Here is an 11,184-nt window from a genome sequence, read left to right on the forward strand (position 1 = left end):
TCGCTGTGTGCTCTCAGTTAAGGAGTATTTGTGCAATGACGCACCCTGAGCTTGATCCAACGACAATGCAGTTGTTGAATGCTGCCCATACCTACACGGGAATTCCTGCCTCGACGGTTCAAACTCCATGGCATTCGCTGGCTGAGCTGTTGCAGGCTCGCGCTGCCAGCGATGCTCAACGCGAGTTTTTGGCCTATTTCAACGATCATGCAGGCGAAGAAATTCGTTGGAGTTATGCCGATTTGTTCGCGCGCGCGGCACGGATTGCGAATTTGCTGACGACAGTGTATGGCGTGCGCCACGGCGAGCGGGTTGCCACCTTGGCCTATAATCACCCTGATACGGTGGCAATTTATGCAGCATGCTGGCTGATTGGGGCGACGATTGCGCCGCAAAATGTCGGCGAAGATGACCAGCGGATTGGCTTTATTTTGAGTAATGCGGCGGTGCGCGTGGTGCTGGCGCGGCCCGAATATCTCGAACGAGCGACAACGATTAGCAGCCATGCTACTGGCGTTGCCCATGTTGTGGCTTTGGATGCTGATTTTGAGCAAGCCTTGGCAGCCCAAGCAGCGACGTTTGAGCCAAGCCAAGCTCCCAGCCTCGCTGATGAAGCGCTGTTGGTCTATACATCGGGCACGACTGGCGCGCCCAAAGGTGTGCAACTGAGCCACTATAATTTGCTGGCCGATTGCACCGGGATTATGCGCTGGCATGGTATCGATGTTGATAGCCGCTTGATGGCAATTTTGCCAATTCATCATGTCAATGGGATTGTGGTGACTTTGGTTACGCCATTGTTGGCCCAAGCCTCGGTGGTGCTCAATCGGGCGTTTAGCGCGGGCACATTTTGGCAGCGCATCGCCAACGAGCGGGTGCAGATTGTCTCGGTTGTGCCAACGATTTTGCAATATTTGTGCGAAGCCAAGCCAGAGCATAGTCAATTTGAGCGCAGCCATTTGCGCTATTTAATTTGTGGGGCTGGCACATTGCCTGTTGCTTTGGCCAAACGCTTTTATGACCAATTTGGCGTGCGTGTGCTGCATGGCTATGGGCTTTCAGAAACCACCTGTTATTCATGTTTCTTGCCAACCAACCTGAGCGATGCAGAATATCGCCATTGGATGGAAGATTTTGGCTATCCCAGCATTGGGGTGGCAATCTGGCCGAATGAAATGGCGATCCACGATCCGCAAGGCCATGCCTTGTCCGAGGGCGAGCGCGGCGAGATTGTGATTCGTGGCCATAACGTGATGATGAGCTATTTCAACCGACCTGATGCGAATGCAGAAGCCTTTAAGTATGGTTGGTTTCGCTCTGGTGACGAAGGGTTTTATCAATGGGATGCCCAAGGCCGCCAATTTTTGTTTATCACAGGCCGCCTGAAAGAGCTCATTAATCGTGGCGGGGTCAAATATAGCCCGTTTGAAATTGAGGAAGTGCTACTGGCCATGCCTGGCGTGCGCACAGCCTTGGCAATTGCCTTCCCAAATAATTGGTATGGCGAGGAAGTTGGCGCTTATATTGTGGCCGAAGAAGGTGTGCAACTCAATGCCGCCGCAATTCTAGCCCATTGTCGTGCCCAGATGCCCTTTGCGAAATGCCCCAAAGTTGTGGTATTTGGCAACGAAATTCCGGTCACCGCAACGGGCAAATATCAGCGCTTGCGTTTGCAAGAACTCTTTGCCGAATGGAATGACAGCCAGTTTCGTGAGTAGTGGCTGTTGTAGTTGAGGATGCTATGAGCCGAATTGCCCAAACCTTTGAACGCTTGGCCAGCCAAGGTCGGACAGCCCTGATGCCGTTTTTGACAATTGGCTACCCTGAGCGCGATTCTGCCCTGAGTTTAGCCCAAGCCTTGGTGGCTGGCGGCGCGGATATGCTGGAACTAGGCATGCCGTTTTCCGACCCATTGGCCGATGGCGCGACGATTCAACGCACAACTGATATTGCACTGGCCAATGGCGTTGATCTTGAATTTTGCTTGGAAACCGTGCGCCAGTTGCGGGCCGCAGGGCTGAGCATTCCGCTCTTGCTGATGGGTTATTTCAACCCCATGTTTCAATATGGCGTTGAGCGATTTGTGGCAGCGGCCAAAGCAGCAGGAGCCGATGGCTTTATTGTGCCCGATTTGCCTCCAGAAGAAGCCCAAGAGTTTCATGCGGCCACCAAAGCTCATGAACTCGATTTGGTCTTTCTCTTGGCTCCAACCTCAACCGATGCGCGGATTGCCAAAGTTGCTGGTTTGTCATCGGGCTTTATCTATTGCGTGGCCTTGCGCGGGGTAACTGGCGCACGCGCTGCCTTGGCCGATGATTTGGGCGATTTCTTGGCGCGAGTACGCCAACACAGCCAATTGCCGCGCGCGGTGGGTTTTGGAATTTCCAAGCCTGAGCATGTTGCATCGGTTGCCACCATGGCCGAAGGTGCGATTTGCGCCAGCGCTTTGCTCGATTATATTGGTAGTTTGCCAAGCGACCAACAGGCGGCTGGCGCGCAACAGTTTGTGCAACAGTTGCGTGATGCTGCTGACCAAGCAAATGGCTATCAACAATAATTAATTTCCCTCACAACAAACCCGCGCCTGTTGAAAAGGCGCGGGTTTCTGCTCCCCAAGTACTTAATTAACGCTCATCGGGATACTGAATACCCCAGCTTTGGCGCAATTGATCCATGGTGTTAATCAGGCTGCGCGAGGCTTCCCAAGTGACGATTGGGCTTTCGATCAAGCCTGCTTGAATACATTCGGCCACGTGGGCAACTTCGGTGACATAGCCATTGCCGATGAAGGGCAAATCGAGAGTTTCAGTTTGGCCGTTGCTTGCGACCAGCAATTGTTGCGAGTGCCAAAAATTGCGTTGAAAGCGAATATAGCCGTTGCTGCCGGTGATTGTGGCTTCACATGGCCCCGCAGCGCGCACGCTTGCGACACAATTGGCATGGCGACCATCGGCATATTGCAAAATAATGCTTTCTTGCTCATCAACTCCGGTTTTGCCGATTTGGGCTTGGCCATAGACACTACTTGGTGCACCAAACAGATACAAGGCCAAGGCCAAGGGGTAAATCCCAATATCAAGTAAAGCTCCGCCGCCAAGCGCAGGGTCGTACATGCGATGGGTCGGATCAAATGGGAAGTGGACGCTAAAATCGGCATGGAACAGATGCGGCGTGCCAATTGCGCCTTCTTCAATTAATGCTTTGGCTTTGAGCGTGCTCGGGTGAAACCACATCCACATTGCTTCCATCAAAAAGCGCTGGTTGGCTTTGGCCGCATCAATCATCGCCTCAACTTGTTGGCTGTTGATGCCCATTGGTTTTTCGCATAACACATGTTTGCCAGCATTCAAACAGGCGATAGTTTGTTCTGCGTGGCGTGGATGCGGTGAGCCGATCACCACCACATCCAGCTCTGGATCAGCCAAAAATGTTTCAATATCGCTATGAGCATGGGCAAATTGATGGGTTTGGGCGAAAGTTTCAGCTGAGGTTTGATTGCGCGAAAGCACGCTCCAGCGTTGAGCACCGGGCAAATCGGCCAAAGCATTGGCAAATTGTTCAGCGATCCAGCCCGTTCCGAGCAAACCCCATTTGAGTTGTTGCATGATGTTCTCCATCAGTTGATGAATCCGGTCTCATGCTACCACGTAATTAGGGCTTGCTGATAAGAGAATGCTTGGATTGAGTTGGGCAATGAGCCAATACTCCTAGCATGCGCATAGCCTAGAGGGTTGGCGATCGGCCAAAAATTCCCTCTAAATCTCAACTGCTCATGCGCTTGCTTGTGTGCTAGACTAGCCATGCGGCAGCGTGATTTAACCACCATTGCTCATCGTTAGGAGCCTACTAAGCCATGTGCTATCCCATACAGGAGGATTGACCATGCTCAAACGAGCCAGCTTGGGAATACTTGTCTTCATCGGCTTGGCCTTGGTTAGTGCCTGTGGAAGTGCTTCTCAGCCCCAATCAGAGACGATTAAAATTGGCTTTTTCGGGCCATTAAGTGGTGCGAGTGCGAGCGATGGGAATAATGCAATGCATGCGTCTAAGCTGGCGATTGATCAAGCGAACGCCAACCAAACTGTGCCCGGCAAAACCTTTGAATTGGTAGCCTACGACGATCAGCTTGAGCCAAATCAAGCGATTACCATGGCCCAAAAACTGGTAACTGAGGATAAGGTGCGGGCGGTGATTGGCGGCTCCTACAGCAGCACAACCCGCGCAGCAGCCCCCATCTTTCAGCAGGCCGGCATTCCAATGCTCGCGGCTTATGCAACCCATCCCGACGTAACCAAAACTGGCCCGATGATTTTTCGGGTGATTTATGTTTCGACGGTGCAAGGCCAAGCGCTTGCTCATTATGCGACAACCAAGCTCAATTATCGCAATTTCCATGTGTTGAATATCAATAATGATTATGGGCGCAGCATTACCGAAGCCTTTACCAAAACCGCAATCGCCAATCAATCAACAATTGTCAGCACCAACGAATATGCCAGCGATATGAGCGATTTTAGTAGCCAGATTGCCACCATTAAGGCCAAACCAGCAGATGCCTTGGTATTAATTGGTTATTATGCGCAAAGTGCTGATATTATTAAACAAGTGCGCCAAGCAGGCATTACATTGCCAATTATTGGCTCCGATGGCTTGGATTCGCCTTCGTTGGTCAAACTCGGCGGCAGCGATGTTGAAGGCGTGATCTTGGCAACCGATTTTTCACGTAACGATCCACGGGCAATGGTGCAAAATTTTATTCGTGAATTTCGCAACGCCTACAATATCGACCCTGATGTGGTGGCTTCGTCGACCTACGATGCAACCAATTTATTGATCGATGCCTTCAAACGTAGCCCAAATAGCAGTTCGAGCACAATTCGCGATACCTTGGCTGCAACCCAAACCTTTGAAGGCGTGACCGGAGTTATTGCCTTTACGCCGGAGCGCGAAGTCAACAAAACTGTCTTGTTTGTGCAGATTGAGCGCGGAGATTTTATTTTTCTCGATAAACTTGACCCAAGCCAGCTGCGCTAAGCAGGCTGTTTGAGCCACCAGATTTGATTCAACGTCGCAAAGCAACGTTTCAGCAAAGATAGGATCATTGATATGCGGGCACGGGTTCGCCAAAGAGTTACATTAATAGTTTTGCTTGCGGCGCTGTTGCCGCTACTAGCGGTCTGGGCAATTGCCTTGACAATTAGTTATCGTGCGCAACAGAATTCAGCCCAAAATCAACAAGTTGCGCTGACCAACCTTGCAGCTGAAGATTATCGGCGCTTTATCCTCAATAGTATGGATGAATTGCGCAACGCCAGCAATACGATTGGCAATAATGGCAATCCCAGCCAGCTGAGCGATTTGCAATTAGGCTCGCAAGTGCTGTTTGGCTCAAGTTTCTCCGAGGTTGGCCTATATCGGGTTACTGGCGAACGGATTGCTGTGGCCGCCCGTTTGCGCGGCGTGCATCTGCCCGAAAGCTTGGCTGGTTCGCCGTTATTGCAGATGCTGCAAAATCGCCAAGTTGCAATTCAAAATCCCGAGCCATTACAGGTAGTTTCTTTGCCGCTTGCGCCAAGTGAAGTTCCACGTTTTCGCATGGCCTTGCCTGTTTTGGGCCGTGCGAATGGCGAATTGATCTTGGTGGCCGATATTAGTATGGATCGGATTTGGGAAACGACTTCGCGGATCGAATCGGCGGCTCAGATGCGGGTGTTGGTGGTCAATCAGCAAGGCCAATTACTCAGCGCCGCCAATACGCAATCGCTGATCGAATACCAAGATCTGGCTAATTTGCCGTTGCTGAAAAATGGCAATCCGATTGAAACCTACACTAGCCCATTTGGCGAAGAAGTGCTGGGCGTACGCACCGCGCTTGATCCCACCGATTGGCTGTTGATTGTCGAGCGTCCACTTGACGTAATCTATAGTAACGTCCAAACCTTGGCGTTGAGCCTCTCCATCGTGATTGGGATTGCCTTGCCATTGGTGGCAGGGATTGGCTGGTATGTTGGGCGGCGGATCGCCTTACCAGTTCAAGAACTGTATGCTAGCGTCACGCGCTTTACCAACGATCCCAATGCCTATACGCCGGTGCACCTCAAAACTCGCGATGAATTGGCCAGCCTTGGCGATGTCTTCAATACGATGGTTGTGGGCTTGAATGCCTCGCAAACCAAGCTTTCGAAGCTGAACGAGGAGCTAGAAGGCTTGGTCGTGACGCGAACTGGCGAGTTACACCATGCCTTGGCCGAGGTGCAGGCCCAAAATGTGGAGCAAGAACGCCTACTCGAAACCGTGAGGCGCTTGAGCATGCCAACCATCCCAATCACCAAGCAGATTTTGGTTATGCCGTTGGTTGGCGAGTTTAGCGCCAATCGCGCTGGCGATATTAATGCCACCTTGCTTAAAGCGATTGAGCAGCAACAAGCCAAAGTTGTAATTATGGATATTACTGGCGTGCCTGTGGTCGATGCAGCGGTTGCCCGCGCCTTGATCAATGCCTCGCATGCCGCCCAATTGCTTGGTGCACGGGTGATTTTGGCTGGAATTCGGCCTGACATGGCAGAAACCTTGGTTAATTTGCACTTAGATCTGGCGGTGATTGATACGGCAGCAACCTTGGCCCAAGCCTTCAGCCGCGCCACCGAATATTTGCAACCTCGCAGACGTTAAAAGGCTGTTCCCTCACCCCCCAACCCCCTCTCCCACTGGATGCGGGCGAGGGGGAGCATCTGGCAATCATGCGAACACCATCAGATTAAGCACCTTTCCGACTGGACGCAGGCGAGGGGGTGCACCAGTTTTCACCACCAATAAGGGGCTGTTCCCTCACCCCCCAACCCCCTCTCCCACTGGATGCGGGCGAGGGGGAGCATCTGGCGATCATGCGAAAACCATCAGATTAAGCACCTTTCCGACTGGATGCGGGCGAGCACCCATTTTTACCGCCGAATTGTGCAAGAACCATGAATTAAAGCCCCTCGCCCGCGCCACGGGAGAGGGGTTGGGGTGAGGGGATCTTAATTTTGTTCTGGCTCGTTGCGAATATACAATTGCTTGAGTAACGGGGTAAACACGCGGTAAAAACGTTCGAGCGTGTCGATCATCCAAACATGATGGTCGGCCCAATGCTGATGATCGTGCAAATTGGCGTTGCGCCGAACCAGCCAAATTTGATATTCCTTGGTTAAGGGATTTTCGCGCCATTCGAGGCCAACGCCCAATTGTTGCTCAATCGCTACTCGTTGTTGGCGCAGCCAGCGAAAGCGCAATTTGGCGGAAATTCCACTCAACATCACCGCTACTCCAAGCCAATTATCGCGGGCATTTAAGCTCGCTTGCAAGCTGCAATCGGCTCGGCCCAAGGCAAAACTGGTGCTTGGCTCGGCATGCGGTTTTTTGGCTCCAAGGTGGCTATTGCGCTCGCGCAGCATTGCATTAAAGCGCATCCAATAGCCTAAATAGATGTTTTTGCTGGGATTTGCTGTTGGCGGAGCGGCTGGCAAACTTGGCTCGTTAGTAATCGCCAATTCCCAATCATTTGGCTTGCAAATTAGCTTGAAATGCGGGGCAAACGGCGAATCATCAATTTGCCATAATTCCAGCTCAATTGCAAAAAATAAGAGATGCGGCAGGGTTTGTTGATTGAGCCATTCGATGGTGGCGCGATGCTCAGGCGTAAAATGCTCAGCAATCCAAATTAAAATCGTCGCTTTAACGCTGCTGGCGGTGGTGAGCAATTGGCCAAGATGAGCGTGATCACTGCCAGCTAATTGATTTTCGATCAAGACTTTGGTTTCGGTGCGTTGATCGTAGCAGACAAGGCTTTGGCGCAAATTGCCAGTGCCTTTGTTGAGCGCCTCAAAACGCAATTCGAGGTTGGTGGCGGTGTTTAATTGGGCGATATTTTCGGCTTGAGTGAGCCAATGGGTAAAATGGCTGGCTGCTTGTCGCCAAGCATCGTGAATCGGAACCCGTTTAAGCCGACCAAGCTGATTCATCGCCGTAATTCCTCACTACACCGTTGGGCTGCAAAACTGCTACCGATTATAGCATGAAGGGCGCAGGGCTGATTTTACGCTCAATCAAGCGATTGATTTGTAATTCAACCCAAACTGCTAGCATCCAGTAAACAGTTTAAGGAGCACTTATGGCTAATCAGATTATTCTTGAAACCGAACGTCTGATGTTACGCAAACTAACGAATGCCGATCTTGATGCTTTATTTCGGCTTTACCGTGATCCGGTTATTCGCGAGCATTTTCCCGAGGGCGTGTTGGATCGCGAGGAAACCAAAGCTGAACTTGATTGGATTATCAAGGTGTATTATGGCGAATATGGCTATGGTTTATGGGCGACGATTTATAAACCGACGGGAGCATTTATTGGGCGTTGTGGCTTATTGCCGTGGGTCATCGATGAGCGCCAAGAAGTTGAAGTGGCCTATTTGCTCGATCAAGCCTACTGGGGCCAAGGCTTGGCCAGCGAGGCTGCGCAGGCAATTGTGGCTTATGGCTTTGATGTGTTGAATTTTAATCGCCTCATTTGTTTGCCAATTCCCGAAAATGTTGCTTCGATGAGGGTTGCTGAAAAAATGGGCATGCAGCTAGAGCGCGAAATTGTGCTCGATGGCACGCCAGCGATGCTTTATTCAATCGAAAAAAGCTAGGATTGATCTACGAAGCGCACGAAGGGCACGAAGAACGAAACCACGAAGCACGCGAAGAGCGCGAAGGCCAATATGGCATTAGGCTTTTGGCTATGGGCTGGCGGAACGATTTTAAGCGTTACAAATTCCTAAGTCCTATAGTCAATAGCCTTCATTGCTCTGCGCCTCTGCGTTAAAAAACTAATCCACGAATTATATTCCTACAGCCAAAAACTCCGATCCCCAACCCCCGATCCCTGACCCCTATGTTCTCTGCTCTTTGTTCTATGTTCTCGAAACGATGACCTAACTTTTTAGTCTGCACGTGGATATAGAGAGTGAGAGCGCGCTCAATCTTAGGCTGAAAGGAAGGATATGCACGATCACGAGGCTATAGCTCGACTCAAACAAGGTGATATTGCTGGGCTAGCCCCCTTGGTTCACCACTATCAATATCAGGCGGTGCGAGCAGCGATCTTGGTTGTCCGCGATCGGTCTGCCGCCGAAGATATTGTTCAATCGGCCTTTCTGCGGGTTGTACAGCGCATCCAACAATTTGATAGCCAACGGGCCTTTGGGCCGTGGTTTATGAAAATTGTGTTGAATGATGCCTTGAAAGATGCCCAACGCCGCGAACGCCACCCCTCACTTGATCAATCGAATGCTGCTGGTTTGGCAATGTTTGAAGAATTGATGAGCAATGAGCCGCAACCAGAGGCCTTGCTAGAACAAGATGCCATGCGCGAAACCGTCGTGCAGGCCTTGAATCAACTAACGCCGTTGCAGCGTGCGGCAATTGTGCAACGCTATTACCTTGGCATGAGCGAAGCCGAAATGGCTCACGATGCAGCAACCAGCCCAGGCGCGATCAAACAACGCCTGTTGGGCGCTCGCGAACGCCTGCGTCGGCTCTTAGCCCCAATTATTAATGAATCTGTGTAGTCGAGGAGTCTGTAATGCATAACGATAATACCATCTCAAAAGCGCTTACTAACGTAGCAGAACACGAAGTTCCCGAAGGTTCACTTAACATGCTCAAACCATTGCAACAACAAGCTAGCCTCAAGCCACAAACCCGCCGCACGGGCTGGTTGCGCCCAGCAATGATGGCCGCGACTGGGGTTGCGTTGGCCGCAGTTGGCTTTGGCTTGCTGCCAAGCCAAGTCAGCCAAGTTAGTGCCAAAGAAGCCTTGCGCCGCGCCGAACAAGTCACTGCTTTTGGCTTGACTGGTATCGATTCGCTGCACGGCGTGCTCGAAACCCACGTGCCAGCAACTGGCAGCGTGGTCAGCGAAAAAATTTGGGTCCAGCAACCAAATAAATTACGCAAAGAAATTGTTTGGCCAGGCAGCGAAACCCGCGCTGAGCAATACGAAACCCAAATTATGAACGGCGCTGATGCCTGGGCTTGGATCTCGCCAGCGGGCCAGCCTAATACAGTTGATGGCAGCGTTTCCCAGTTCAGTTCAAGCGAATTGGATGGCGCATTGTATGTGATTCCAAACCCAACCGCTTCGCTCGACTCGAATGGCAATAGCGACGGTTTGTGCGCCCAACCAGGCGACCAACTTTCAACTGTTGGCCAAGAAAGCTTCTTAGGTCGCGATGCCTTGGTAATCGAATGTGTGCTGGGTGGCAGTAGCGACCAAGCCAACAGCCGACTCAAATTCTGGATCGACGATGAGTTGTTTGTGGTGCTGAAGTCGGAGTATTACGAATCGAATGGCGATATGTTCGTTGAATCAGCCTATACGGAATTCGAAGTTAATGCTGATTACCCAGCCGATTTCTTCGCTCCACCAGCAGGTGCTCCAATCGAAGTTAGCCAATAAGCCTTGAATAACATGCCAGCGATCACGTGTTGATCGCTGGTTTTTTTGGTTTAATCTGTAGATTGTTGTTGAATGAACTCAGTAATTGATATACTTGTTAAGTGAATATTATATGGGAGAAGCCAATCATGCGTTTTAAACGAATTATTGTTAATCGCCATTGGATTTATTCTTATCTGCAAGCAGGTAATGCAGAAGCAAACAAGTCGAATTTGCCGCAATCACTGTATATGGATGATCCGCTTAATCAAGAACGTTATATTCGAGCATTTATAGCACCACATTTTACAACATCCTACTATCCGATCGATATTCGATTTCAGTATAAATTTAAAGAATCGTTACGTTATTGTTTAAATGTGTACGATGCTGATATAGAATCCGATCTTGAGCATGAGTGGTCACAACCATATGGCATTTATAAACAACCGCGTGATCTTCAAGCTTTTTTGCAGCGTGTTTGGCAGGTTTTATTTCCTGATGAATCATGGCAGATTGACGACCTTGATTATTATTTCGATCTGAATGATTCACGAATAAAAATATTTGATCCATTACCGGCTACGATTCGCGATCAACGTTATGGTTAATATGCTATTGGTTGCCGAATCTAGGCTTTTCTCCTAAACGTGGAAATTATTGATCTCATTGGATTTCGCCACCCTTCCGTCCCTCCGCCGGAGGGAAACGCAGGGGTTTTGCGCG

General features: G+C 50.5%; 10 protein-coding genes. 8 read left to right on the forward strand and 2 right to left on the reverse strand.

Features of this window, described 5'->3' with window-relative positions; translation table 11 throughout:
- Positions 1-35 precede the first annotated feature (35 nt).
- Entirely contained in the window at positions 36-1,718 is a 1,683-nt protein-coding gene (locus ACFMKP_RS08665) for a class I adenylate-forming enzyme family protein (RefSeq protein WP_382290955.1), read from the forward strand.
- A gap of 23 nt (positions 1,719-1,741) precedes the next feature.
- A complete protein-coding gene (gene trpA / locus ACFMKP_RS08670; protein WP_382290957.1) occupies positions 1,742-2,557 on the forward strand; it encodes a tryptophan synthase subunit alpha in 816 nt (271 codons plus the stop codon).
- A 67-nt stretch (positions 2,558-2,624) separates the two neighbouring features.
- Here the strand turns inward: trpA and ACFMKP_RS08675 are convergent, their stop codons facing one another.
- A complete protein-coding gene (locus tag ACFMKP_RS08675; protein ID WP_382290959.1) occupies positions 2,625-3,605 on the reverse strand; it encodes a Gfo/Idh/MocA family protein in 981 nt (326 codons plus the stop codon).
- Between the two features lie 277 nt (positions 3,606-3,882).
- Between ACFMKP_RS08675 and ACFMKP_RS08680 the strand changes: the two genes are divergently transcribed.
- Together ACFMKP_RS08680 and ACFMKP_RS08685 are read left to right on the forward strand one after the other, a co-directional pair.
- Positions 3,883-5,034: an ABC transporter substrate-binding protein gene (locus ACFMKP_RS08680; protein WP_382290961.1), complete on the forward strand. Its 1,152-nt coding sequence runs from the start codon at positions 3,883-3,885 to the stop codon at positions 5,032-5,034.
- 72 nt (positions 5,035-5,106) lie between these two features.
- Positions 5,107-6,672: an STAS domain-containing protein gene (locus tag ACFMKP_RS08685; protein WP_382290963.1), complete on the forward strand. Its 1,566-nt coding sequence runs from the start codon at positions 5,107-5,109 to the stop codon at positions 6,670-6,672.
- A 347-nt stretch (positions 6,673-7,019) separates the two neighbouring features.
- On the opposite strand, the gene ACFMKP_RS08690 is transcribed toward ACFMKP_RS08685, so the two are convergent.
- Positions 7,020-8,000: a DUF4268 domain-containing protein gene (locus ACFMKP_RS08690; protein WP_382290965.1), complete on the reverse strand. Its 981-nt coding sequence runs from the start codon at positions 7,998-8,000 to the stop codon at positions 7,020-7,022.
- Between the two features lie 149 nt (positions 8,001-8,149).
- Here ACFMKP_RS08690 and ACFMKP_RS08695 point away from each other — a divergent pair, with 149 nt between their 5' ends.
- The 4 genes from ACFMKP_RS08695 to ACFMKP_RS08710 all read left to right on the forward strand — a co-directional run bounded on the left by ACFMKP_RS08695 (position 8,150) and on the right by ACFMKP_RS08710 (position 11,069).
- Positions 8,150-8,668: a GNAT family N-acetyltransferase gene (locus tag ACFMKP_RS08695; RefSeq protein ID WP_382290967.1), complete on the forward strand. Its 519-nt coding sequence runs from the start codon at positions 8,150-8,152 to the stop codon at positions 8,666-8,668.
- 354 nt (positions 8,669-9,022) lie between these two features.
- Entirely contained in the window at positions 9,023-9,589 is a 567-nt protein-coding gene (locus ACFMKP_RS08700; RefSeq protein ID WP_382290969.1) for an RNA polymerase sigma factor, read from the forward strand.
- A 14-nt stretch (positions 9,590-9,603) separates the two neighbouring features.
- Entirely contained in the window at positions 9,604-10,479 is an 876-nt protein-coding gene (locus ACFMKP_RS08705) for an outer membrane lipoprotein carrier protein LolA (RefSeq protein ID WP_382290971.1), read from the forward strand.
- Positions 10,480-10,607: 128 nt separating this feature from the next.
- Positions 10,608-11,069 (forward strand): hypothetical protein, encoded by a 462-nt coding sequence (locus tag ACFMKP_RS08710; RefSeq protein ID WP_382290973.1) that lies wholly within the window; start codon positions 10,608-10,610, stop codon positions 11,067-11,069.
- The last annotated feature ends 115 nt before the right edge of the window (positions 11,070-11,184 follow it).

Source organism: Herpetosiphon sp. NSE202 (assembly GCF_042688385.1).
GTDB lineage: Bacteria > Chloroflexota > Chloroflexia > Chloroflexales > Herpetosiphonaceae > Herpetosiphon.